At 59.7% G+C, this 24925-nt stretch carries 24 protein-coding genes and 1 pseudogene; 18 read left to right on the forward strand and 7 right to left on the reverse strand.

All coding sequences use genetic code 11. The features are described 5' to 3' along the window. Positions 1–50: 50 nt before the first annotated feature. From pdhA to lipA, 7 genes are all read left to right on the forward strand, one after another. Positions 51–1094 (forward strand): pyruvate dehydrogenase (acetyl-transferring) E1 component subunit alpha, encoded by a 1044-nt coding sequence (pdhA, locus tag AGR2A_RS08770; protein WP_004441604.1) that lies wholly within the window; start codon positions 51–53, stop codon positions 1092–1094. A 17-nt stretch (positions 1095–1111) separates the two neighbouring features. Next, entirely contained in the window at positions 1112–2533 is a 1422-nt protein-coding gene (locus AGR2A_RS08775) for a pyruvate dehydrogenase complex E1 component subunit beta (RefSeq protein WP_035208868.1), read from the forward strand. A gap of 14 nt (positions 2534–2547) precedes the next feature. Then, positions 2548–3918, forward strand: a complete 1371-nt coding sequence (locus AGR2A_RS08780; protein ID WP_072494352.1) for a pyruvate dehydrogenase complex dihydrolipoamide acetyltransferase — start codon at positions 2548–2550, stop codon at positions 3916–3918. Between the two features lie 12 nt (positions 3919–3930). Then, complete coding sequence (locus AGR2A_RS08785) at positions 3931–4575, forward strand: SGNH/GDSL hydrolase family protein (RefSeq protein ID WP_072494353.1); 645 nt, start codon at positions 3931–3933, stop codon at positions 4573–4575. A 57-nt stretch (positions 4576–4632) separates the two neighbouring features. Further along, positions 4633–6078, forward strand: coding sequence for a dihydrolipoyl dehydrogenase (gene lpdA / locus AGR2A_RS08790; RefSeq protein ID WP_022556103.1), 1446 nt, complete (start codon positions 4633–4635; stop codon positions 6076–6078). Positions 6079–6173: 95 nt separating this feature from the next. Beyond that, positions 6174–6422: a GlsB/YeaQ/YmgE family stress response membrane protein gene (locus AGR2A_RS08795; RefSeq protein WP_004441618.1), complete on the forward strand. Its 249-nt coding sequence runs from the start codon at positions 6174–6176 to the stop codon at positions 6420–6422. 102 nt (positions 6423–6524) lie between these two features. Continuing rightward, a complete protein-coding gene (lipA, locus tag AGR2A_RS08800; RefSeq protein ID WP_004441621.1) occupies positions 6525–7496 on the forward strand; it encodes a lipoyl synthase in 972 nt (323 codons plus the stop codon). A 199-nt stretch (positions 7497–7695) separates the two neighbouring features. Here lipA and AGR2A_RS08805 read toward each other — a convergent pair whose 3' ends face one another. The 3 genes from AGR2A_RS08805 to AGR2A_RS29525 all read right to left on the reverse strand — a co-directional run bounded on the left by AGR2A_RS08805 (position 7696) and on the right by AGR2A_RS29525 (position 9752). Continuing rightward, positions 7696–8625, reverse strand: a complete 930-nt coding sequence (locus AGR2A_RS08805) for a DMT family transporter (RefSeq protein WP_072494914.1) — start codon at positions 8623–8625, stop codon at positions 7696–7698. Positions 8626–8715: 90 nt separating this feature from the next. Beyond that, positions 8716–9450, reverse strand: coding sequence for a helix-turn-helix transcriptional regulator (locus AGR2A_RS08810; protein WP_006697548.1), 735 nt, complete (start codon positions 9448–9450; stop codon positions 8716–8718). A gap of 125 nt (positions 9451–9575) precedes the next feature. Next, a complete protein-coding gene (locus AGR2A_RS29525) occupies positions 9576–9752 on the reverse strand; it encodes a hypothetical protein (protein WP_003496171.1) in 177 nt (58 codons plus the stop codon). 249 nt (positions 9753–10001) lie between these two features. On the opposite strand from AGR2A_RS29525, the gene AGR2A_RS08820 reads away from it, so the two are divergent. After that, entirely contained in the window at positions 10002–10571 is a 570-nt protein-coding gene (locus tag AGR2A_RS08820; protein WP_072494354.1) for an AAA family ATPase, read from the forward strand. 9 nt (positions 10572–10580) lie between these two features. Continuing rightward, complete coding sequence (locus AGR2A_RS08825; protein WP_072494355.1) at positions 10581–11033, forward strand: type II toxin-antitoxin system RatA family toxin; 453 nt, start codon at positions 10581–10583, stop codon at positions 11031–11033. Here AGR2A_RS08825 and AGR2A_RS08830 read toward each other — a convergent pair. Further along, the gene (locus AGR2A_RS08830) at positions 11015–11524 is read right to left on the reverse strand and encodes a CinA family protein (protein WP_004441636.1); all 510 of its coding nucleotides are present in this window, start codon (positions 11522–11524) and stop codon (positions 11015–11017) included. The genes AGR2A_RS08825 and AGR2A_RS08830 overlap by 19 nt on opposite strands. Further along, the gene (locus AGR2A_RS08835) at positions 11521–12708 is read right to left on the reverse strand and encodes a bifunctional 2-C-methyl-D-erythritol 4-phosphate cytidylyltransferase/2-C-methyl-D-erythritol 2,4-cyclodiphosphate synthase (RefSeq protein WP_072494356.1); all 1188 of its coding nucleotides are present in this window, start codon (positions 12706–12708) and stop codon (positions 11521–11523) included. The genes AGR2A_RS08830 and AGR2A_RS08835 overlap by 4 nt, the downstream gene beginning before the upstream one ends. A gap of 275 nt (positions 12709–12983) precedes the next feature. On the opposite strand from AGR2A_RS08835, the gene dusB reads away from it, so the two are divergent. From dusB to hflX, 9 genes and pseudogenes are all read left to right on the forward strand, one after another. Beyond that, positions 12984–14000, forward strand: a complete 1017-nt coding sequence (gene dusB / locus AGR2A_RS08840) for a tRNA dihydrouridine synthase DusB (protein ID WP_072494357.1) — start codon at positions 12984–12986, stop codon at positions 13998–14000. Further along, a complete protein-coding gene (locus tag AGR2A_RS08845) occupies positions 13997–15145 on the forward strand; it encodes a two-component system sensor histidine kinase NtrB (protein ID WP_004441645.1) in 1149 nt (382 codons plus the stop codon). The genes dusB and AGR2A_RS08845 overlap by 4 nt, the downstream gene beginning before the upstream one ends. Continuing rightward, complete coding sequence (gene ntrC / locus AGR2A_RS08850; RefSeq protein ID WP_004441656.1) at positions 15142–16593, forward strand: nitrogen regulation protein NR(I); 1452 nt, start codon at positions 15142–15144, stop codon at positions 16591–16593. Before AGR2A_RS08845 ends, ntrC begins: the two co-directional genes overlap by 4 nt. A 150-nt stretch (positions 16594–16743) precedes the next feature. Further along, a complete protein-coding gene (locus tag AGR2A_RS08855; RefSeq protein ID WP_072494358.1) occupies positions 16744–19005 on the forward strand; it encodes a sensor histidine kinase NtrY-like in 2262 nt (753 codons plus the stop codon). Beyond that, complete coding sequence (gene ntrX, locus AGR2A_RS08860) at positions 18995–20359, forward strand: nitrogen assimilation response regulator NtrX (RefSeq protein ID WP_004441661.1); 1365 nt, start codon at positions 18995–18997, stop codon at positions 20357–20359. Before AGR2A_RS08855 ends, ntrX begins: the two co-directional genes overlap by 11 nt. 48 nt (positions 20360–20407) lie before the next feature. After that, positions 20408–21784, forward strand: coding sequence for a Trk system potassium transporter TrkA (gene trkA, locus AGR2A_RS08865; protein WP_004441664.1), 1377 nt, complete (start codon positions 20408–20410; stop codon positions 21782–21784). A 184-nt stretch (positions 21785–21968) separates the two neighbouring features. Further along, a pseudogene (gene hfq, locus AGR2A_RS30040) lies at positions 21969–22184 on the forward strand (RNA chaperone Hfq); the annotation flags it as partial. Then, complete coding sequence (gene hfq / locus AGR2A_RS29855; RefSeq protein ID WP_197483846.1) at positions 22161–22451, forward strand: RNA chaperone Hfq; 291 nt, start codon at positions 22161–22163, stop codon at positions 22449–22451. The pseudogene hfq (AGR2A_RS30040) and the gene hfq (AGR2A_RS29855), both read left to right, overlap by 24 nt. Positions 22452–22559: 108 nt before the next feature. After that, the gene (hflX, locus tag AGR2A_RS08875; protein ID WP_167378181.1) at positions 22560–23966 is read left to right on the forward strand and encodes a GTPase HflX; all 1407 of its coding nucleotides are present in this window, start codon (positions 22560–22562) and stop codon (positions 23964–23966) included. Between the two features lie 72 nt (positions 23967–24038). Here the strand turns inward: hflX and AGR2A_RS08880 are convergent, their stop codons facing one another. Further along, positions 24039–24395: a VOC family protein gene (locus AGR2A_RS08880; RefSeq protein WP_037089260.1), complete on the reverse strand. Its 357-nt coding sequence runs from the start codon at positions 24393–24395 to the stop codon at positions 24039–24041. A gap of 11 nt (positions 24396–24406) precedes the next feature. Next, positions 24407–24811 (reverse strand): SRPBCC family protein, encoded by a 405-nt coding sequence (locus AGR2A_RS08885; RefSeq protein ID WP_072494359.1) that lies wholly within the window; start codon positions 24809–24811, stop codon positions 24407–24409. Between the last annotated feature and the right edge of the window lie 114 nt (positions 24812–24925).

Here is a 24925-nt window from a genome sequence, read left to right on the forward strand (position 1 = left end):
TATGGTACGCGCCACTCTATCCATTCAAACGGCAACTCAGGGAGGGATGAATGGCGCCGCGAAAATCAGCGACCGTATCCGGCCGCAAGACAACGGCAAAGTCCGCAACCGAATTCACCGGCAAGAACAGCCCCGACTTCTCGAAGGAAGAAGAGCTTCACGCCTATCGTGAGATGCTTCTGATCCGCCGTTTTGAAGAAAAGGCCGGCCAGCTCTATGGCATGGGCTTCATCGGTGGTTTCTGTCACCTCTACATCGGCCAGGAAGCTGTCGTCGTTGGCATGCAGATGGCTCAGAAAGAGGGCGACCAGGTCATCACCGCTTATCGCGACCATGGTCACATGCTCGCCTGCGGCATGAGCGCCCGTGGCGTCATGGCCGAACTGACCGGCCGCAAGGGCGGTCTGTCTAAAGGCAAGGGCGGCTCCATGCACATGTTCTCGAAGGAGAAGCATTTTTATGGTGGTCACGGCATCGTCGGTGCCCAGGTGTCGCTCGGCACCGGCCTCGCATTCGCCAACCGCTATCGCGGTAACGACAACGTCTCCGTGACCTACTTCGGTGACGGCGCGGCGAACCAGGGCCAGGTCTATGAGAGCTTCAACATGGCCGCTCTCTGGAAGTTGCCGATCATCTATATCGTCGAAAACAACCGTTATGCCATGGGCACCTCGACCGCCCGCGCCACCGCCCAGTCGAACTATTCGCTGCGTGGCCAGTCCTTCGGCATTCCCGGCATTCAGGTGGATGGCATGGATGTGCGCGCCGTCAAGGCCGCAGCCGATCAGGCGCTTGAACATTGCCGTTCCGGCAAGGGTCCGATCATTCTGGAAATGCTGACCTACCGTTACCGCGGTCACTCCATGTCCGACCCGGCGAAATACCGTTCCAAGGACGAAGTGCAGAAGATGCGTTCGGAACACGATCCGATCGAGCAGGTGAAAGCACGCCTTCTGGAGCAGGGCTGGGCCAGCGAAGACGAACTCAAGGCCATCGACAAGGATGTCCGTGATATCGTTGCCGACAGCGCCGACTTCGCCCAGAACGACCCCGAGCCGGATGCGTCCGAGCTCTACACCGACATTCTGCTCTGATCGGGAAAGGGAAACCCATGCCTGTAGAAATTCTTATGCCCGCCCTTTCCCCGACCATGGAGGAAGGCACGCTTTCCAAATGGCTTAAAAAGGAAGGCGACAAGGTCACCTCCGGCGACGTGATCGCGGAAATCGAAACCGACAAGGCGACCATGGAAGTGGAAGCCGTGGATGAAGGCGTCATCGGCAAGCTGCTGATCGATGCAGGCACCGAAGGCGTCAAGGTCAACACCCCGATCGCCGTGCTCATCCAGGAAGGCGAAAGCGCCGACGACATCTCTTCCTCTGCCAAGAAGGAAGAGCCGAAGGCCGAAGCTGCCAATTCCGGTTCTGATGCCGCTGGCGGCAAAACCCGCGAAGCGACCGAAGAGCCGAGCGCCTCCAAGGAAGCCGCGAAGGTTCCGGCGGCGCCCAAGATCGACGTTGCCGCTGACCCGGACATTCCGGAAGGCACCGAAATGGTGATGACGACGGTGCGTGAAGCGCTGCGTGACGCCATGGCCGAAGAAATGCGCGCCGATGAAAAAGTCTTCATCATGGGTGAAGAAGTCGCCGAATATCAGGGCGCCTATAAGATTACCCAGGGCCTGCTGCAGGAATTCGGCGAGCGCCGCGTCATCGACACCCCGATCACCGAACACGGCTTTGCCGGCATCGGCGTCGGCGCAGCCATGACCGGCCTGAAGCCGATCGTCGAATTCATGACCTTCAACTTCGCCATGCAGGCGATCGACCAGATCGTCAACTCGGCAGCGAAGACCCTGTACATGTCGGGCGGCCAGATGGGCGCGCCGATGGTGTTCCGTGGTCCTTCGGGTGCTGCTGCCCGCGTTGCGGCCCAGCACTCGCAATGTTACGCCGCATGGTACAGCCATATTCCGGGCCTCAAGGTCGTCATGCCCTATACGGCTGCCGATGCGAAGGGTCTTTTGAAGGCCGCCATCCGCGATCCGAACCCGGTCATCTTTCTCGAGAACGAAATTCTCTACGGCCAGAGCTTCGAAGTGCCGAAACTCGATGATTTCGTGCTGCCGATCGGCAAGGCGCGCATTCATCGCAAGGGCAAGGACGCAACCATCGTTTCCTTCGGCATCGGCATGACTTATGCGGTGAAGGCTGTTGCGGAACTCGAAAAGCTCGGCATCGACGTCGAACTGATCGACCTGCGCACCATCCGCCCGATGGACCTGCCGACCGTTATCGAATCGGTGAAAAAGACAGGCCGTCTCGTCACTGTCGAAGAAGGCTTCCCGCAGTCATCGGTCGGTGACTTCATCTCCAACCAGGTCCAGCGCGCTGCTTTCGATTATCTCGACGCGCCGATCCTGACGATTGCCGGCAAGGACGTTCCGATGCCTTACGCGGCCAATCTGGAGAAGCTGGCGCTTCCGAATGTCGATGAAGTCGTCCAGGCCGTCAAAACCGTCTGCTACAAGTAAGGGGAGGCGTTTCGATGCCTATCAACATCACCATGCCTGCCCTTTCTCCGACGATGGAAGAGGGCAATCTGGCCAAGTGGCTGGTCAAGGAAGGCGACAAGGTCGCACCCGGTGACGTGATCGCCGAGATCGAGACCGATAAGGCGACCATGGAAGTGGAAGCCGTCGACGAAGGCACCGTCGCCAAGCTTGTCGTTCCGGCCGGCACGGAAGCCGTAAAGGTCAACGCCCTCATCGCAATCCTCGCCGCCGATGGCGAGGATGTGGCCGAGGCGGCAAAGGGCGGCGATGCCGCTCCCGCCAAGGCTGAGGCAAAGACGGAGGCCCCCAAGCAGGACGCCGTCAAGGCGGAAGCGCCGAAGGAAGAGGTTGCCCCGGCGAAGGCTGAAAAGCCGGTTGCCGACCAGCCCGCTGCTTCGTCCACGCCAGCGCCGGTTGCAAAGTCCGGCGAGCGCATCTTCGCTTCGCCGTTGGCACGTCGTCTCGCCAAGGAAGCCGGTCTCGACCTTTCGGCCGTTTCCGGTTCCGGCCCGCATGGCCGTATCGTCAAGACCGACGTCGAAAAAGCTGCGGCTTCCGGCGGTGCAAAGGCTGCTCCTGCCGCTGCTGCATCCGCAGGCACACCGGCTCCGGCTCTCGCCAAGGGCCAGTCGGACGATGCCGTTCTCAAGCTGTTCGAAGAAGGCTCCTACGAGCTCGTGCCGCATGACGGCATGCGCAAGGTCATTGCCAAGCGTCTGGTCGAATCCAAGCAGACCGTTCCGCATTTCTACGTTTCGGTCGATTGCGAGCTGGATACGCTTCTGGCGCTGCGCGCCCAGCTCAACGCCGCTGCCCCTGAAAAGGACGGCAAGCCGGCCTACAAGCTTTCGGTCAATGATATGGTCATCAAGGCGCTGGCGCTGGCGCTTCGTGACGTGCCTGACGCCAACGTCTCCTGGACGGAAAGCGCCATGGTCAAGCACAAGCATTCGGACGTCGGCGTTGCCGTTTCCATTCCGGGTGGCCTGATAACGCCGATCATCCGCAAGGCCGAGCAGAAGTCGCTCTCCACCATCTCCAACGAGATGAAGGACTACGGCAAGCGCGCAAAAGAGCGCAAGCTGAAGCCTGAGGAGTATCAGGGCGGCACGACCGCCGTGTCCAACATGGGCATGATGGGCGTCAAGAGCTTCTCCGCCGTCATCAACCCGCCGCATGCCACCATCCTGGCGGTCGGCGCGGGTGAAGAACGCGCTGTCGTCAAGAATGGCGAGATCAAGATCGCCAACGTCATGACGGTCACGCTCTCCACCGACCACCGTTGCGTCGATGGCGCGCTCGGAGCCGAACTGATCGGCGCCTTCAAGCGCTACATCGAAAACCCGATGGGCATGCTGGTTTGATCGGAGAGTAAGATGGTGAAGTCGGTCCTCTGCTTTGGCGATTCCCTCACCTGGGGATCAAATGCGGAAACGGGTGGCCGGCACAGCCATGACGATCTTTGGCCGAGCGTCTTGCAGAAGGCGCTCGGTCCTGACGTGCATGTGATTCACGAAGGTCTGGGTGGTCGCACCACCGCCTATGACGACAACACCGCCGATTGCGACCGCAACGGCGCGCGGATTCTTCCGACGTTGTTGCACAGCCATGCGCCGCTGGATCTGGTGATTATAATGCTCGGCACCAACGACCTGAAACCGTCAATCCATGGATCGGCGATCGTTGCCATGAAGGGTGTCGAACGGCTGGTGAAGCTCACGCGCAACCACATCTGGCAGGTGCCGGACTGGGAAGCGCCTGACGTGCTGATCGTCGCACCGCCGCAGCTGTGTGAGACGGCCAATCCGTTCATGGGCGCGATCTTTCGTGATGCGATCGATGAATCGGCGATGCTGGCGTCCGTTTACCGGGACCTTGCCGACGAGCTTGATTGCGGCTTTTTCGATGCGGGTTCCGTCGCCCGAACGACGCCGGTGGATGGCGTTCATCTCGATGCTGAAAATACGCGGGCCATCGGGCGGGGGCTGGAGCCCGTCGTCCGCATGATGCTCGGACTTTAAGAACAATTCCCGGTCGTGGCGCTGCTCGCGACCCGATAGGACAAGGCAGGATTTCCAATGGCTCAATCATATGACGTCATCATCATCGGTTCGGGACCGGGCGGTTACATTGCCGCGATCCGCGCAGCCCAGCTCGGCATGAAGGTTGCCGTCGTGGAGCGTGAGCATCTGGCCGGCATCTGCTCCAACTGGGGCTGCATTCCCACCAAGGCGCTGCTGCGCACCGCCGATGTCATGCACACCGCCACCCACGCCAAGGATTACGGCCTGACGCTGGAAGGCTCGATCAAGCCTGACGTCAAGGCAATCGTGGCGCGCTCGCGCGGCATTGCAGCCCGCATGAACAATGGCGTTGGTTTCCTGTTCAAGAAGAACAAGGTCGATATCATCTGGGGTGAAGCCAAGATCACCAAGCCGGGCGAAATCGTGGTCGGCAAGTCCACCAAGCCGGTGGTGCAGCCGCAGGGTCCGGTTCCGAAGAACACGCTGGGCGAGGGCACTTACACTGCCAAGCACATCATCGTCGCAACAGGCGCCCGACCGCGCGCGCTGCCGGGCATCGAGCCGGATGGCAAGCTGATCTGGACCTATTTCGAAGCGATGAAGCCGGAAGAAATGCCGAAGTCGCTGCTCGTCATGGGCTCCGGCGCGATTGGCATCGAATTCGCCAGCTTCTACCGCACCATGGGTGTGGACGTGACCGTTGTCGAAATCATGAGCCAGGTCATGCCTGTCGAAGACGCGGAAATCTCCACCTTCGCCAAGAAGCAGCTCGAAAAGCAGGGCATGAAGATCCATCTGGAAACCAAGGTTTCCAAGGTGGAAAAGGGCGCAAACTCCGTCACCGCGACGCTGGAGAAGAAGGACGGTTCTTCCGAAAAGATCACGGCTGATCGCATGATCTCTGCCGTTGGGGTCGTTGCCAATATCGAAGGCATCGGCCTCGAAGCTGCCGGCGTGAAGACCGATCGCGGCTTTATCGTCATCGACGGCTACGGCAAGACCAACGTTCCCGGCATCTACGCCATCGGCGATGTCGCGGGTCCGCCGCTGCTGGCCCACAAGGCGGAGCACGAGGCTGTCATCTGCGTCGAAAAGATCGCCGGTCTGCCGAATGTTCACCCGATGGACAAACTGAAGATTCCCGGCTGCACCTATTGCAACCCGCAGGTCGCTTCTGTCGGTCTCACCGAAGCCAAGGCCAAGGAACAGGGCCGCGATATCCGCGTCGGCCGCTTCTCCTTCGCGGCGAACGGCAAGGCGGTCGCGCTGGGTGAAGATCAGGGCATGGTCAAGACCATTTTCGACAAGAAGACCGGCGAGCTGCTTGGCGCGCATATGGTCGGGGCGGAAGTGACCGAACTCATCCAGGGATTCGTCGTCGCCATGAATCTGGAGACGACAGAAGAAGATTTGATGCACACGATCTTCCCGCATCCGACCATTTCGGAATCGATGAAGGAAAGCGTGCTCGACGCCTATGGACGTGTGCTGAACGCATAAGTGCCGCGTGATGCCCGGCATTGTCTAACCATGCCGGGTGTCCCATATGTCTCGATACAGCCTTAAGGCGGGCTGTTATTTCAGGGAGCGTGGGAATGGAAAGTGTAGGCTGGATTGCAGCAATCATCATCGGCGGTCTCGCCGGCTGGCTTGCCGGCAAGCTCATGGATATGCGTTTCGGCATTTTCATGAACATTGTCCTTGGCATTGTCGGTTCGGTGGTTGCTGTTGCGGTGCTGCGAACCTTCGATGTTTTCGTGCAGGATAGCAGGCTCGGTTATTTCGTTACCGCCTTCATCGGCGCAAGCCTGTTGCTGTTCGTGGCTAAGCTCGTGCGGCGCTGACAAGGCGTCGTGACCGGAAGGGGCTTACGCTTTTTCTGGAATTGTTCTAAAGCATCGCACCAAAGATGTCTGGATCGCCAAGGGCGATGGAAGCAGGTTTTTATGGTCACTATTCTCGACAGGACGTCGTCTGACGAAAAGCGTATCCGCCACCCGGAAAAGGCGCACAAGCCTGATACCGAGGTGATGCGCAAGCCCGAATGGATCCGCGTCAAGGCGCCGACCTCCAAGGGTTACCACGAGACGCGCGAACTGGTGCGCAGCCACAAGCTGGTGACCGTGTGCGAGGAAGCCGGCTGTCCAAATATCGGCGAATGCTGGGACAAGAAGCACGCGACCTTCATGATCATGGGTGAAATCTGCACCCGTGCCTGCGCCTTCTGCAACGTCGCGACCGGCAAGCCCAATCCGCTCGACATGAATGAGCCGGAAAATGTCGCCAAGGCCGTCAAGCAGATGGGACTTTCCCATGTCGTCATTACCTCCGTCGACCGTGACGATCTCGCCGATGGCGGCGCTGAACATTTCGAAAAGGTGATCTGGGCGATCCGCGCAGCCTCTCCGACGACCACAATCGAAATCCTCACGCCCGACTTCCTGAAGAAGCCCGGCGCGCTGGAACGTGTCGTTGCCGCAAAGCCCGACGTCTTCAACCATAATCTGGAAACGGTTCCGGGCAACTACCTCACGGTCCGCCCGGGTGCGCGCTATTTCCACTCGGTGCGCCTTCTGCAACGGGTGAAGGAACTCGATCCCACCATGTTCACCAAGTCGGGCATCATGGTTGGCCTCGGTGAAGAGCGCAATGAAGTGCTGCAGCTGATGGACGATCTGCGCAGCGCTGACGTCGACTTCCTGACCATCGGCCAGTACCTGCAGCCCACCCGCAAGCACCACAAGGTCGAGGCTTTCGTGACGCCGGAGGAATTCAAGTCCTACGAGACGGTGGCTTACACCAAGGGCTTCCTGATGGTTTCGTCAAGCCCGCTGACCCGTTCTTCCCACCACGCCGGTGACGATTTCGAACGCCTGCGTGCGGCACGCGAAAAGAAGCTGCTGGCGGCTGCGGAATAAGCGACGCAAGGTTCGCCAATACGGCGTTGAGATTTGAAGTCTTCATGTTATCACCATCGTCATGCTCGGGCCTGCCCCGAGCATCTGCAACCTATGAAAATGACAATGGGTGACTAGATCCTTGGGAAAGGCCCGAGGATGATGGTGCGTGAGACGCGGCGCCTGTGGATCAATACAATAGTCTTGACCCTCAGGCCGATCACGCCGCAACCTTTTCAGGCCTGTGCGCCCGCATGCAGAGCACGACGCTCAGCACGACCGAGCAGATCGCCAGGACCTCGACCAGCGTCGGGCCACGCCCTTCCCAGAGAAAACCGTAAAGCAGCGCAAACAGCGTTTCAAACAGGATCATCTGCCCAACCATGGTAAGCGGCAGCATGCGGCTCATACGGTTCCAGAAGGCATTGCCGAGGATGGACGCGGTGAAGCCGAGCCCGGCGGCGATGGCGGCGAAATACAGCCAGTCGCCTGTGCTGTGGCTTTCTCCACCCAGTGCGAAGGCGGGGATGGCGAGCGCCAGCGCAAGCCCGCCGGTCACTACACCCGTCATCATGTTCCAGTCATCGGCGCTCACATCGTGAAGGCGCGAAAGCCAGCGGGCATTGCCTACGGCAAAAGCCGTCCATGAAGTCAACGCCCCGAGCGCGCAGGCAAGGCCGATGACACGAGAAATATCCAGACCCGCATCGTTTTCCGTCAGCGACTGCCATGAGATGCCGAGAATGCCTATCGCGCCGAAGGCAAGCGACGGCCACAGCCGCTTCAGCGATACGGCGCCGTGGTCGCGACTGCCGATGATGGTAACGGCAACAGGCAGGAAGCCGATGATGATTGAGGTGAAGGCGACGCCGCTCAATTTCACCGCGGTCGAGATGAAAACATAGTAGGCGATGTTGCCGATCATGCTCAGCCAGCCAAGCGCCAACCATTCGCGCGCGCCAAACCGCGCCGACACTTGTTTGAGGCGTGGCCCGATGATGGCCAGCGAAATCAGCCCATAGGTCAGGTAGCGCGCCGTGGAAAGCTGCAGGGCGGAAAAATCCGGCACGAGTTTCGGAGCGAGAAATATCCCGCCCCAGAGCGCACCCGCCATTATGCCGTAAAAAACACCGAGACCAGTCCTGTTCATGTCCATCACATCCGCATTCACATTTGTCAGCGATGTGCCACAGGCGGTTGCGGCTGTCTTGACAAAAACTCCTGACGAATGTGAACGGTTCTAATGAATGCCGTGGCGGCGGCGATACGCGGCGGGGGTCTCTCCCACCGCAAGGCGCATGGCCCGTGTCAGCGCCGTCTGGTCGGAAAAACCGGCCCTAAGCGCGATTTCGGAAATCGGCATGACGGAGTTGCTGAGCAGGGCGCACACCTTCTCCATGCGCAACCCGGACAGCCACCGATGCGGGGGAAGACCGAATTCTTCAAGAAACAGCGCATGCAGGCGGCTGTCGCTGAGCGTCATGCAAGAGGCCAGCATCTCGATCGTCCACGGAAAGAAGGGCTCGGCCCTCACGACTTCGCTCAGCTTTCGCATGCGCTGGCGCATATCGCGCTTGTTGTTGGCAAGGCTGTCAACCAGCAGCGGCGCCCAAATGGCTGCAATATCGTCACGGCGTCCATCCGTTCCAACCAGGCTGCGCATATAGGCGATCAATTGACGTGTCTCAGGCGCAATATCGAGAAAGGGCGCGTGAGCGAATTTTTCAAGCGTCTGTTCGGGAATCACGCATTCATCGATATCCACCACCAGCGAATGATTGATGGCCGTGGCTTCCTGGGTATGCGGAAGATCGCGGTGGATAAAGACGCCGCGCCCGATGGACAACTCATCTTGCCGTCCTGCCACATCGATACGCAGGCAGCCGGAGACCGGCAGAACGATCTGAACGAATGCGTGTCGCTCCTTCGGTCTTTCCTGTCTGTAGGTTCTGATGTCGGCTGATGCGGCTGTCATGACGCTGTCGTTTCCATTGGGCAAAGAAACGGCCGCCTGGAAAAGCGGCCGGTTTCATTGGGTGATTATGACATTGTCTTGAAGATTGGGCCAGCCGGCTTTATCGGTCGGCCAGGCGCCGGCAATTAACAGTCTTCCTTGGCGGTCGATTCGCCGCGCTTGCGCTTGCGCAGAACCGGCTTGTTTTCTCTCGCCTCGCATTTGGCGACGTCGATCAGATAGGCGAGCACAGGCATGCCGTTCATCGATGCAAGCTGTTTGGCGGATTCGAGAAGGTTAATGATGTTGGAAAAATCGTCCATCGGCTCACTCAGTGGCTCAAAGCGGTTATGTATCGGGTCTGAACCCAAGGATGAATAGGCTGGGCGAAATAGGGAGCTTCCAGCGCCGTTGCATCCAATGGGTGTAATATTAGTCGCAAATAAATAGCAATCCCCCGCAAGGGGTTGCAATAGTCAATTTTCCGTAACTGCCATGCGCCACCCGGATATCGATTGAAAGCAATCGCCAGATGGGAGAGGGGCGCGCAGCGCTCGAATGGGGCTCAGAATATGCCAAACTACCTCGAAAAGGCGGATGATGCGGCCGCCATCATCGCTGGCGCGCAACGCATCATGATCGTCGGCTGTTCCGGCGGTGGCAAGTCCACGCTCTCGCGCAAGCTCGTGCGGCGCTTTGGACTGGAATATATCTCGATGGACCGGGAAATTTTCTGGCTGCCGGGCTGGCAACTGCGCCCGCGTGCGGAACAGCGTGAAAGGATCGCGGACTTCGTTGCGGGCGAGCGGTGGTTGATGGATGGCAGCAATCCCTCGTCGTTTGATCTGCGTCTGCCGAGAACCGATATCGTGATCTGGGTTCGCATGCCGCGCTGGCTCTGTCTCTGGGGTGCCACCAGCCGAATCGTGAAAGGCTACGGCAAGGCGCGACCGGAAATGGCGCAGGGCTGCCCTGAGCGACTGGACCGCGAATTCCTGCGCTATATCTGGAATTTCGAGCGGCGACACGGACCACTTTTCGAGCAGAATTTCGACCTCTATGGGCCGGATGTGCCGGTATGGCAGCTGAAAAGCCGAAAACAACTCCGCCGCCTTCTTGATCTTCTGCACATCGAGGATTAACTGCCGCTCATGCCCAAGTTCGAAACGCATCGTTTTGTAAAACACTCGCCGGACCGCATGTACGACCTCGTCGCCGATGTGGAGAAGTATCCGCAGTTCCTGCCCTTATGCGAAGCACTTACCGTGCGCTCCCGCAAGGAGCGCGATGGCAAGACGCTGCTGGTGGCGGATATGACCGTGGGTTACAAGGCCATTCGCGAGACCTTCACCACGCAGGTTCTGCTCAATCCCGCGGAACGGGCCATCGACGTCAAATATATCGACGGGCCGTTCAAATATCTCGACAATCGCTGGCGTTTCGATGCTGCCGAGGGCGGCTTCAACGTGCATTTCTTCATCGAATACGAGTTCAAGAACCGCCTCTTGGGCGCAGTCATGGGGTCCATGTTCGACCGTGCCTTCCGCATGTTCGCAGAAGCTTTCGAGACCCGCGCCGACAAGATCTACACCAATCCCGCCTGACGGAGGGCGATCAGCATCTCGAGCGCCGTCCTGACCGTTGCAAGACGGATGTCCGTGCGGCCGATCTCGCCATAATGCATTTCCTGATGCAGGCTCCGGCCGTGACGGGCCTTGGCGGCCAGATGAACGAGACCCACCGGCTTTTCGGCGGATCCACCCCCCGGACCGGCAATGCCGGTAACGGCAACCGCGAAATCGGCGCGTGACCGGAACAGGGCGCCGTGCGCCATCTGCAGTGCGGTTTGCCGCGAGACCGCGCCAAAGCCCGTCAGCGTTTCAGCGCCAACGCCAAGCATGTCCATCTTGGCCTCGTTCGTATAGGTGACAAAACCGCGGTCGACCACCGCAGAGGAGCCCGAAATCTCCGTCAACGCACCCGCGATCAGGCCGCCCGTGCAGCTTTCCGCGGTCGAGACCATGAGACCGTCTGCTGCAAAATCAGCAATGATCTGCCGTGCGAGCCCTTCAATATCCGCTGGAAACAGGCTCATAGCGGTCTGCCCTTGTAAACGACCGTGGCGGTGGCGATTGCTGCAATCCCCTCCCTGCGACCAACGAAGCCGATGGTTTCATTGGTCGTCGCCTTCACCGAGCAACGCTCCAGCGAGATGCCGAGCATGTCGGAGAGCGCTTCCCGCATGGCCTGCCGATGCGGCCCGATGCGCGGCGCTTCGGCGATCAGCGAGACATCGGCATTCATGATCGTGCCGCCATTGTCGCGCACCACTTTCGCCGCGTGCTCCAGAAATATGCGGGAAGGAGCTCCTTTCCATTGCGGATCGGAAGGAGGGAAATGGTCACCGATGTCGCCGGCGCCGCAGGTCGCCAGCAAGGCATCCGTCAGCGCATGCAGCGCAACGTCCGCATCCGAATGACCTTTGAGCTTCTGATCATGCTCGATGAATATGCCGCACAGCGTCACGCCTTCGCCGGCCTCCAGCTGGTGTACGTCGTAGCCGTTCCCGGTGCGCACGTCCGGCATTGCAGGAGAGAGCTTTTCATCGGCCATGGCGATATCCCGCTTGAGAGTGAGTTTCACATTATCGACCGAACCTTCGGTCAATGTTACTGCCAGACCCGCCCATTCGGCAATCGACGCGTCATCGGTAAAATCCGATTTTCCCGAGGCGGCAGCAGCGCGATGCGCGGCGAGGATGTCGTCATAGTCGAAACTCTGTGGGGTCTGTGCGGCATAAAGGCCCTGTCTCGAAACCGTGTCGGTGACACGATTGCCCGCGCCGCGTTTCAGCGTGTCAGTGACGGGCAGGGCGGGTAGAACACCGCCCGCACCCTCCCGGTGCAGGGTGACAATACGTTCAAGCATATCGACGGAAACGAAAGGCCGCACCGCGTCGTGGATCATTACGTGGCTCAGGCCATGGCGGGAAAGCGCCTCCAGCCCTGCCAGAACAGACTGCTGCCGTGTCACGCCGCCAATAACCGTGGTGACGCGCTCCCCGGCATCAAGTCGCTGGAGAACCGGAGTGAGCAGCGCCGTATCGTCCGCATGGTGCACGACGACGATATGGGAAGCGTTCTTCCACTGGAGGAACGTCGACAGAGTGTGCTCGATCACCGCCTTGCCGCCGATCGGACGATATTGTTTCGGACCCTCCTCGGGAGAGCCGGCTCTTTCCCCGCGTCCCGCGGCCACGATGACGATGCCGAGTTTCATAGTACGTTCCTGCATTGGTCGTATGCTTTGCGTGCAACCCTTCGTGGTTGACAGTCATGCTCTAGCGTTTCAAAACCCGGATGGCCAGCCCGATAAGGCGGGCATCAGCCCCGCAAAGCGCAGGACATGACGTTGCTGCGCCTTCGAAGCTGCACAATTTGCCGCCGACAGCAAAACAGGCAGGCAGCCGCTCAGCAAATAAAAGGTGCAACCTTCTAAAAGTGCTTGGCAACTGCGCAAACACTGTCTAAAAATAATGCAAATAACCCTTCTGCATGAAAGATCATCATTTGGCCCTTCCGGAGTTGTCAGAACCGTTCAGCATCGGGTCAGTTACGATCCGTAATCGGGCTGTGCTGGCGCCTATGTCGGGCGTGACGGATCTGCCTTTCCGACAGCTCGCCTGGCGTTACGGAGCGGGCCTCGTGGTGACGGAAATGGTGGCAAGCCGGGAGCTTGTTGCCAATCGCGGGGAATCCTGGGCGCGGCTGAAAAATGCAGGCATGGTTCCGCACATGGTGCAGCTTGCGGGGCGCGAGGCGCATTTCATGGCCGAGGCGGCGAAGATCGCTGCTGGCAATGGCGCCGGTATCATCGATATCAATATGGGCTGTCCTGCCAAGAAGGTGACGGGCGGTTATTCAGGCTCGGCGCTGATGCGCGATCCCGATCACGCGCTTTCGCTGATCGAGGCGACTGTCAAAGCGGTCGATGTGCCGGTGACCTTGAAGATGCGGCTCGGCTGGGATGAAAACAGCATTAACGCACCTGATATAGCTCGGCGCGCCGAAGCAGCAGGCGTTCGCCTTATTACCATTCACGGTCGCACCCGCATGCAGTTTTACGAGGGGCGGGCGGATTGGGATGCCATCCGCGCCGTGCGTGAGGTGATCTCCGTGCCGCTGATCGCCAATGGTGACGTCGAGACGGCGGAAGATGCTCGCGAAATCCTGCGGCGGTCTGGTGCGGACGCCGTCATGGTCGGTCGCGGCGCGCAGGGGCAGCCGTGGTTGCCGGCGGTGCTCGCGGGACATGCAGCGCCGCATCGAGAGGATATCCCCGCCATCGCCGTCGAACATTATGAGATGATGCTGGAATTTTACGGAAGGGAAGCCGGCCTCCGGCATGCCCGCAAACATCTCGGCTGGTATCTCGACCGTTTCGCGCCAGGTATCGCCACGACCGAAAAGGCAAAAATCATGACATCGCGCGAGACGGGGGAGGTGGCAGACCTGCTGCGTTCCGCCCTTTGCGAAAATGCGGGCGAAGATGCCGCAAGGAAGGCCGCATGAGCGCTGATAAACACAGCCCTGCAGATGCGAACCCGCTCGCCATGGCGGTTCTGAACGCGGTGCAGAATCCCGTCATTCTGGTGGATGCCGAAGGTTTTATCGCCTTCGCCAACTGGGAAGCCGAAGCCTTTTTCGGCGCCAGCGCCTCCCACCTCGCGCGCTATAGGGTTTCCACTTTCATCCCCTTCGGCAGCCCGCTGCTTGCCCTGATCGATCAGGTGCGGGAGCGCCGCGCGCCGGTCAATGAATATCGCGTTGATCTGAGCTCGCCGCGTCTCGGCCAGGACAAGCTGGTTGATCTTTATGTCGCGCCCGTCGTCAGCGAGCCTGGATCGGTCGTCGTCGTCTTTCAGGAACGGTCTATGGCCGACAAGATCGACCGGCAGCTGACCCATCGCGCTGCTGCCCGCTCCGTCACCGGCCTTGCCTCGATGCTCGCGCATGAGATCAAGAACCCTCTGTCGGGCATTCGCGGCGCGGCCCAGCTTCTGGAGACCTCGGTTGCGGATGAGGACCGGGCGCTGACCCGGCTGATCTGTGACGAGACGGATCGCATCGTTTCGCTGGTCGACCGTATGGAGGTGTTTTCCGACGAGCGGCCGGTGGATCGCGTGCCGGTCAACATCCATTCGGTTCTCGATCATGTAAAGGCGATCGCCAAGGCCGGTTTCGCCCGCAACATCAAGATATCGGAAAATTACGACCCGTCGCTGCCGCCGGTCTACGCCAACCGCGACCAGCTGGTGCAGGTCTTCCTCAACCTGGTCAAGAATGCGGCCGAAGCGGTGGCCAATCAGTCGGATGGCGAGATCGTGCTGACGACCGCCTATCGTCCCGGGATCCGACTATCGGTTGCCGGCAGCCGGGAGCGCATCTCGCTTCCGCTGGAATTCTGCGTGCATGACAATGGCCCGGGCGTACCCGCCGATCTCTTGCCGCATCTTTTCGATCCGTTCATCACCACCAAGACGAATGGTTCGGGCCTCGGTCTGGCGCTTGTCGCCAAGCTGATCGGCGCCCATGGCGGCATTGTCGAATGCGACAGCCAGAACCACCGCACGACTTTCCGCGTATTGATGCCCGTCTCGCCGGAAGTGGCGCTCGACGACAGCACTTTGCCGAACACGACAGGGAATGACCAATGACAGCTACGATCCTCGTCGCCGATGATGATGCCGCAATCCGCACGGTGCTCAACCAGGCGCTGAGCCGCGCCGGTTATGACGTGCGCATCACCTCCAATGCTGCAACGCTCTGGCGCTGGGTTTCGGCAGGTGAGGGCGATCTTGTCGTCACCGATGTCGTCATGCCCGATGAAAACGCCTTCGACCTTCTGCCGCGCATCAAGAAAGCCCGTCCGGACCTTCCCGTTCTCGTTATGAGCGCTCAGAACACCTTCATGACCGCCATCAAGGCCTCGGAAAAGGGCGCCTACGATTACCTGCCCAAGCCCTTCGACCTGACAGAACTGATCGCCATCATTGGCCGGGCTTTATCGGAGCCCAAGCGCAAGCCGGCGAAGCTGGACGACGACATGCAGGACGGCATGCCGCTCGTCGGTCGCTCCGCCGCAATGCAGGAAATCTACCGGGTTCTCGCCCGCCTGATGCAGACCGACCTGACGCTGATGATCACGGGTGAATCCGGTACGGGTAAGGAACTGGTGGCCCGCGCGCTGCATGATTACGGCAAACGCCGCAACGGTCCGTTCGTTGCCATCAATATGGCGGCCATCCCGCGCGATCTCATCGAATCCGAACTCTTCGGCCATGAAAAGGGTGCCTTTACCGGCGCTCAGAACCGCTCCACCGGGCGTTTCGAACAGGCCGAGGGCGGCACGCTCTTCCTCGATGAAATCGGCGACATGCCGATGGACGCCCAGACGCGCCTGCTGCGCGTATTGCAGCAGGGTGAATATACGACGGTCGGCGGACGCACGCCGATCCGTACCGATGTCCGTATCGTCGCGGCAACCAACAAGGATCTGAAGCAGTCGATCAATCAGGGCCTGTTCCGCGAGGACCTTTATTATCGCCTGAACGTGGTGCCGTTGCGCCTGCCACCTCTGCGGGACCGCGCCGAGGATATTCCCGATCTGGTTCGCCATTTCATCCAGACGGGCGAGAAGGAAGGCCTGGAAGGCAAGCGTTTCGAGACCGAAGCTCTTGAAGTTATGAAGGCCTATGCCTGGCCGGGCAATGTGCGCGAGCTGGAAAACCTGATCCGACGACTGATGGCGCTTTATCCGCAGGAAGTCATCACCCGCGAAATCATCGAGCAGGAACTGCAATCGGATGTTCCCGACAGCCCGCTCGACAAGATGGCGGTCCGCACCGGTTCACTCACCATCTCGCAGGCGGTCGAGGAAAACATGAGGGACTATTTCGCCAGCTTCGGCGATGGCCTGCCTCCTCCAGGTCTTTATGACCGCGTGCTGCGCGAACTGGAGTATCCGCTGATTCTAGCTGCGTTGACTGCCACGCGCGGCAACCAGATCAAGGCTGCCGATCTTCTCGGTCTGAACCGGAATACCCTGCGCAAGAAAATCCGCGAGCTGGGTGTTTCCGTTTATCGCAGCTCCCGCCCCAGCTGAGAATGTTGACAAGGCCGCATTTGTCGTTGCATTTTCGCCACATTGTGTTGCTTGGAAAACACTAGGAAGGACAGAGATTCGCGGGACACGCGCGAACCTCGCCTGACTTCATGACTGTGGCGCTGGCTGGCCAGCGATTGGGAGTAGTGCATGCGGAAACCCGCCGCCGAAAACGCCGTTGCCGACGAAGCAGCGGGCATGGTGGTCGCCGATCGCAGGATGTCTTTCGCTCTGCCGGGGCTGGTGCTCGCCGGCGTGGCCCTCGTGTGCGCCATCATCACGCTTTTCGTGCTGCTGGGCGTCACGCCAATCGCGCCGACATCGAACGTGGTCATCGCTTCCGTCGTCATCAACTCGATCTTCGTGATCGGCCTGATCTTCCTGATCGGTCGCGAAATCAACCGGCTGCTGAAAGCGCGCAAAAAGGGCAGGGCGGCGGCGCGTCTGCACGTGCGCATTGTCGTCCTTTTCTCCATCGTGGCGATCACGCCCGCAGTGCTCGTCGCCATCTTCGCCAGCCTGACGCTGAATGTCGGTCTCGATCGCTGGTTTTCGCTGCGCACCCAGTCGATCGTCGATTCATCAAGTAATATCGCCCAGGCATACATGATGGAGAATGCCGGTTACCTCCAGGGGCAGACCCTGTCGATGGCGACCGACCTCGACCGCAACCGCGCTCTCTTTTATCTCGACCGCACCGGCTTCGTTGATCTTATGACCCGCCAGGCCAAGGGGCGCGGCCTTCTTGGTGCGTTTCTCGTGCAGGAGGATGGCGACGCCGTCGCCCAGGCCGACATCAAGACGGAAAAGCCGCTTCCCGCGATACCGCATGACGCGCTCGAAAAGGCGGCTGCCGGCCAGCCGACGCTGATCCCGCCCGGTATTACCAACCTCGTAGGCGCCATCATCAAGCTCGAAGGCATCAGCGGCACATTCCTTTATACGGTGCGTGCGGTCGATCCCAAGGTGATGGGCGCGATGCGGTTGATGGAAGAGAACCGCGCCGAATACAAGGCCATGGAGGCAGGCCGCGCCCCGCTGCAGATCGCCTTCGCAATTCTCTATCTCGGTTTTGCGCTGATAGTGCTGCTCGCGGCAATCTGGACGGCCATTGCGGTGGCCGACCGTATCGTGCGGCCGATCCGCCTTCTCATCAGCGCCGCAGACAGTGTCGCCACCGGCAACATGCATGTCCTCGTTCCCGTTCGCGCCGTCGATGGCGACGTCGGGCGCCTGTCCCGCACCTTCAACAAGATGGTGTCGGAACTGCGCAGCCAGCAGGAGCAGATCATCGAGGCCAAGGACGACATCGATGATCGCCGCCGTTTCATCGAGGCCGTGCTGTCAGGCGTGACCGCCGCGGTTATCGGCGTTGACGAAAACCGCAGGATCACCATCGTCAATCCGTCGGGCGAAGAGTTCCTCGCACAAACGTCGGAACAGCTCATTGGCGCACAACTCTCCGAGATCGCGCCTGAGATCGAACAGGTCGTCAACGAGGCCAACAGCTGGTCGCGCGGCAACTTCCGCAAGCAGATCAACATTATGCGGCGTGGCAAGGAACGAACGCTGAATGTACAGGTAACGCGCGAAGACGCCCGCGACAGCCGTGACAGCTACGTCATCACGCTCGACGACATCACCGATCTCGTCATCGCGCAACGCTCGACGGCGTGGTCGGATGTCGCGCGGCGTATCGCACACGAAATCAAGAACCCGCTGACGCCGATCCAGCTTTCCGCCGAGCGCATCAAGCGCCGTTTCGGCAAGCAGATCGACGAAAGCGACCGCGCCGTCTTCGACCAGTGTACTGACACCATCGTCCGGCAGGTCGGCGATATCGGCCGCATGGTGGATGAATTCTCCGCTTTTGCGCGTATGCCGAAGCCAACGAAGGAAAAGTCGGACCTGCGGGCGATCCTGAAGGACGCAGCGTTTCTCCGGGAAATCAGCGCCGCGGACACCAAGTTCACGACGGAGCTGGGTGACACCCCGCTGGAGGGCATGTTCGATGCCCGCATGCTGGGGCAGGCCTTTGGCAACCTCATCAAGAATGCGACGGAAGCCATCGAAGCGGTGGAAGGCGAAAAGCGGCCGGGCAAGATCCTCGTTCGCGCGTCCTTCGACGAGACCAACTCGCGTTTTGTGGCCGACATCATCGACAATGGCCGCGGTTTGCCGTTGGAAAATCGCCACCGCATTCTCGAACCCTATATGACGATGCGGGACAAGGGCACAGGCCTTGGCCTCGCCATCGTCAAGAAGATCATCGAAGAGCATGGCGGGTATCTGGAACTCCATGATGCCCCGCCGGAGTTCGATCATGGCCACGGCGCCATGATCAGAGTGCTGCTGCCCTATATCGAGGCGGTCGGCGGCGAAAATAACAAGGAAGCAGCATATGGCGTCTGATATTCTGGTCGTGGATGACGAGGCGGACATTCGCGAAATCGTGGCGGGCATTCTCTCCGATGAGGGGCACGAAACGCGTATGGCGTTCGACAGCGACAGCGCGCTGGCCGCCATTTCGGAACGTGTGCCGCGCCTGATCTTCCTCGACATCTGGATGCAGGGTTCGAAGCTCGATGGTCTGGCGCTGCTCGATGAGATCAAGAGCCGCCATCCCGAAATTCCGGTCGTGATGATCTCGGGTCACGGTAATATCGAAACCGCCGTCAACGCCATCAAGCGCGGCGCCTTCGACTTCATCGAAAAGCCGTTCAAGGCGGACCGTCTGATTCTCATTGCCGAACGCGCGCTGGAAAACTCCAAGCTGAAGCGCGAGGTTCAGGAGCTCAAGAAGCGCACGGGGGATGCGGTTGAACTTGTCGGTGCGTCACTTGCGGTATCGCAGCTGCGCCAGACCATCGACCGGGTCGCGCCCACCAACAGCCGAATCATGATTCTCGGCCCGTCAGGTTCCGGCAAGGAACTGGTGGCGCGGATGATCCACAAAAAGTCGTCTCGGGCGACAGGTCCCTTTGTTGCCCTTAACGCCGCGACGATCACGCCGGATCGCATGGAGATTGCACTCTTCGGCACCGAAGGCCTGCCTGGACAGCCCCGGAAGGTGGGCGCACTGGAAGAAGCCCATCGTGGCGTTCTTTATCTCGACGAAGTGGGCGAGATGCCCCGCGAGACCCAGAACAAGATCCTCCGCGTGCTTGTCGACCAGCAATTCGAGCGTGTGGGCGGCGGCAAGCGGGTGAAGGTGGATGTGCGCATCATTTCGTCGACGGCTCACCACCTCGAAAGCCTGATCGCTGAGGGCCAGTTCCGCGAGGATCTCTACCACCGTCTCGCCGTCGTGCCGGTGAAGGTACCGGCGCTTTCCGAGCGACGCGAGGATATTCCCTTCCTCGTCGACATGTTCATGCGGCAGATTTCCGAACAGGCTGGCATCCGCCCGCGCAAGATCGGCGACGACGCAATGGCCGTTCTTCAGACCCATGACTGGCCGGGCAACATCCGACAGCTTCGCAACAATATCGAGCGGTTGATGATACTGGCGCGTCCCGAAGGCGGTGAAGCCCCGATCTCTGCTGACATGCTGCCGTCCGATATCGGCGACATGCTGCCGAAGATATCGGCTCAGGGCGATCAGCACATCATGACGCTGCCGTTGCGCGAAGCTCGCGAAATGTTCGAGCGAGACTATCTGGTGGCGCAGATCAACCGATTCGGGGGCAATATTTCGCGAACGGCGGAATTTGTCGGCATGGAACGCTCTGCACTGCATCGCAAACTGAAATCTCTCGGCGTATAAGGGGCCAGGGCCAGGTCGCCGTAACCGATTATCCGTCAGAGAGACAGCATGAGAGTCATCATTTGCGGCGCAGGGCAGGTGGGTTACGGCATCGCCGAACAATTGTCGCGCGAGGACAACGAAGTATCCGTCATCGATACTGCCGCGTCCTTGATAACCGCCATCACAGAGACGCTTGATGTCCGCGGTTACGTCGGCCATGGCGCGCATCCGGACATGCTGGCCAAGGCCGGAGCGGACCAGGCGGACATGATCATCGCCGTGACGCTGCATGACGAAATCAACATCGTCGCCTGCGAGGTTGCGCATGCCTTGTTCAGCGTGCCGACCAAGATCGCCCGCATCCGCGACCAGAGCTATCTTAAGCCTGAATATGCCGATCTCTTCAGCCGCGAAAACATGTCCATCGACGTGACGATCTCGCCGGAAGTTGAAGTCGGCAAGATGGTGTTGCGGCGCATCGCCTTTCCGGGCGCGACCGACGTGGTGCGTTTCGCGGACGACACGGTCTACATGCTGGCCATCGAATGTATGGAGGATTGCCCGGTCATCAACACGCCGTTGCAGCAACTCTCCAGCCTCTTTCCAGACCTCATCGCGACGGTTGTGGGTGTCTACCGGGATGGTTTCCTCAAGGTGGCGCATTCTTCCGAACAATTGCGGGTCGGCGACCTTGCCTACGTCATCTGCCAGCGGCAACACGCCCGCCGCACGCTCAGCCTGTTCGGTCACGAAGAGCAGGAGGCGCAGCGCATCGTTATTGCGGGCGCGGGCAATATCGGCCACTTCGTTGCAAGCAAGATCGAGGAGTTGCAGCCAAAGACGCGGGTGAAGATAATCGAAGCGGATCGCGACAGGGCAGTTGCCGCATCGGAACAGCTCAGCCACACCATCGTCATGCATGGTTCAGCGCTGGACCAGAAAATTCTCATGCAGGCCGACATTCAGGACGCGGACCTGATCGTCACCCTGACCAATAACGACCAGACCAATATCCTGGCTGCGGTCATGGCCAAGCAACTCGGCTGCAAGTCGAACCTCGCGCTTTTGAACAGTTCCTCCTTTCACGAGGTTGCCGACTCGCTCGGACTTGACGCCTATATCAATCCGAGGGCGGTCACCATTTCCCGCGTTCTCCAGCATGTGCGCAAGGGTCGTATTCGCTCCGTCTATGCCGTGCAGCGCGGTTCGGCAGAGGTGATCGAGGCGGAGGCGCTGGAAACGTCCCCGCTCGTCGGTCAGTCCTTTCGTGACGTTGAAATGCCCGAAGGCGTCCGTATCGGCGCGATCTATCGCGATGGCGTGGTCATCCGGCCGGACGGGAGCACCAAGATCAAGGCGAAAGATCGTGTCGTACTGTTCGCCTCCGCCGACGCGGTGCGGGACGTGGAACAGCTTTTTCGCGTTTCGATACAATATTTCTGACTGTTTCGACGGCAGAAAACGGGTCAATACTCGTACCCATTCGACTGTTTTCGCCGTTGCCGAACAAGACACGATTTGATACCAGAGTTTGAGGTCGGCCAAACGGGGGACGAGATTTGGCCGGCTTATTATTGATTGATTATTTTCCGGTATCCCTGCCGGCAAAAAAGAAAGAAGCGGCGCCATGGCGGAACGTTCTCAAAACCTTCAAGATCTTTTCCTCAACACCGTACGCAAGAAAAAGATTTCACTGACGATCTTCCTGATCAACGGTGTGAAGCTCACGGGCGTGATAACGTCCTTCGATAATTTCTGCGTTCTGCTGCGCCGGGACGGTCATTCGCAGCTGGTTTACAAGCATGCGATCTCGACCATCATGCCCGGACAGCCGCTGGAACTCGAAATCGAAGAAGGTCCGGACCGCTCGCAGAACCTTCAGGATCTGTTCCTCAGCACGGTTCGCAAGAAGAACATTGCGCTGACGATCTTCCTGATCAACGGTGTCAAGCTCACGGGCGTGGTCACGGCTTTCGACAATTTCTGCGAGCTTCTGCGTCGCGACGATCACGCACAGCTTGTCTACAAGCACGCTATTTCGACCATCATGCCGGGTCAGCCGATGCAGATGTTCGAAAACGAAGAAGGCGCTGCACGCGAGGCGTCCTGACCTTCTCGTCTTAATGGAACCAACCGCACCGGGAACTTATTTGCCGCTGGGCGGTTGCTTCCTATTGACGTCCGCGCTGGCGCGGACGAATTCCAACCGTCTTTCCCGATGAGGACTGCCATTTCGACCCGCGACACCTCGAACGAATCGATCATTCCCGAGCAGGAAAAACACCGCGACGACATGCGCGCCGTGGTTCTTGTGCCGGTCCTGAAGCAGCGCGACACCCGCGACACGGCTGCTACGCCCGCCGCTGCTGGCCGCTCGGTCGAGGCGAAGCTTGAGGAAGCGAAGGGGCTGGCGCTCGCCATCGATCTCGAGGTGACCCAGGGGCTCATCGTCGCGGTCAACCAGCCACGCCCGGCGACATTGTTCGGCACCGGCAAGATCGAGGAAATCGGTCATCTTCTGGATGAAACCAATTCCGGCCTGGTCATTGTCGACCATCCGCTGACGCCGGTACAGCAGCGCAATCTCGAAAAGCATTGGAATGCCAAGGTTATCGACCGAACGGGCCTGATCCTGGAAATCTTTGGGCGCCGAGCCTCCACCAAGGAGGGTACGCTGCAGGTCGATCTTGCGCATCTGAACTATCAGAAGGGTCGCCTCGTCCGAAGCTGGACCCACCTTGAACGCCAGCGCGGTGGAGCAGGCTTCATGGGCGGCCCCGGTGAAACGCAGATCGAGGCTGACCGGCGCCTGCTTCAGGAACGCATCGTCAAGCTCGAGCGGGAACTGGAGCAGGTGGTGCGAACCCGCCAGCTTCATCGCGCCAAGCGCCGCAAGGTGCCGCATCCGATCGTGGCGCTGGTCGGGTATACAAATGCCGGCAAGTCGACGCTGTTCAACCGCATTACCGGTGCGGGCGTTCTGGCCGAGGACATGCTGTTCGCCACACTCGATCCGACATTGCGGCGCATGAAACTGCCGCACGGCCGCACGGTGATCCTGTCCGATACGGTCGGTTTCATTTCGGATCTGCCGACACATCTGGTCGCGGCTTTCCGTGCGACGCTGGAAGAAGTGCTGGAAGCCGATCTCATCCTGCATGTCCGCGATATGTCCGATCCGGACAATGCCGCGCAGTCGGCGGATGTGCTGCGTATTCTCGGCGATCTCGGCATTGACGAAAAGGAAGCCGAGCACCGTATCATCGAGGTCTGGAACAAGGTTGACCGCCTCGATCCGGAAGCCCACGACGCCATCATGCAAAGAGCCGAAGGCAGCGCCAATATTCGCGCTGTCTCTGCGATCACCGGCGAGGGCGTCGATGCCCTGATGGACGAGATTTCGAAACGCCTCTCCGGTGTTCTGACGGAGACGACCGTTGTCCTGTCCGTTGAACAATTGCCGCTGATTTCCTGGGTCTACAGCAATTCCATCGTCGACGGGCGGGAAGATCACGAGGATGGTTCGGTTGCCCTCGATGTTCGCCTGTCCGAAGCGCAGGCCGCAGAGCTGGAACGCAAGCTCGGGAAGACGACTACACGCGAGCGGGAGAACTGGGAACGCTGAGCGCTCCCGGCTGCCCCTTATTCCAAGTCATTCTTCCGCGCAAAGCCGAATGTTGACGTTTGCCGAAACGTCTTACGCCGCAGACCAGACCGCCAGTTCATATCCATCGGGATCGGTAAAATGGAACCGGCGTCCGCCGGGAAAGGCGAAGATTGCGACGCTTATCTCGCCACCCGCCGCCACCACCTGCCGCTGGGCATCGTCGATATCAGCCGCATAGAGAATAACCAGCGGTCCACCCTTCGCGGAAACCGGCGCCGTGGTGGTAAAACCGCCGGTAAGACGGCCGTCGGAAAATTCGCAATATTGCGGACCGTAATCCTTGAAAGACCAGCCGAAAGCACCGCCGTAAAAGGCTTTGCTGCGCTCAATATCGCTCACGTTGAATTCGACATAGTCGATTCGCCGGTCGTTGCCATTTTCCGTCATCATTTACTCCATCACGTCTCTTCGAGCAGCGCCTTCAAGGCTTCGAGATCGGCTGTGACAGCCCTCGCATCCCCATTGAAATCCTCGTCCGTCATCCCCTCAAGACGAAGCAGCGTGAAACTGACCTCGGCGCCACTGCCGTTCGGGGTTACCCTGAGCGCGTTATAGACCTTCAGGCCATCGGGCAAAGTGACGACGTGATCCGCGACCCCGAATTCGTTTGCTGGCGCAAAATTCACCCTGACCTCGCCGAGTGGTCCGCCTTCGGCGATCCAGTCTTGGCCATCCGGCCTGAGGCCACCTGCCAGTCCGGCAGCCCAGCGAGCCATGTTGTTCGGATCGGAAACGAAGTCATAGACGTGACTCCACGGCTTCTCGATAGACAGATGAATGATTCTCGACTGCATGACAGACATTTCATCCTCCTCTTGCGGCACGCTCCTCTTGCTGCGCCACTTTGTCGTCACTTGATGCAAGTCAAGGATGTTTCACCGCAGAGATGGGAGAAAGCAAGGAGATAAAAACCGGAC

The sequence above is a fragment of the Agrobacterium genomosp. 2 str. CFBP 5494 genome, assembly GCF_900013495.1.
GTDB lineage: Bacteria > Pseudomonadota > Alphaproteobacteria > Rhizobiales > Rhizobiaceae > Agrobacterium > Agrobacterium pusense.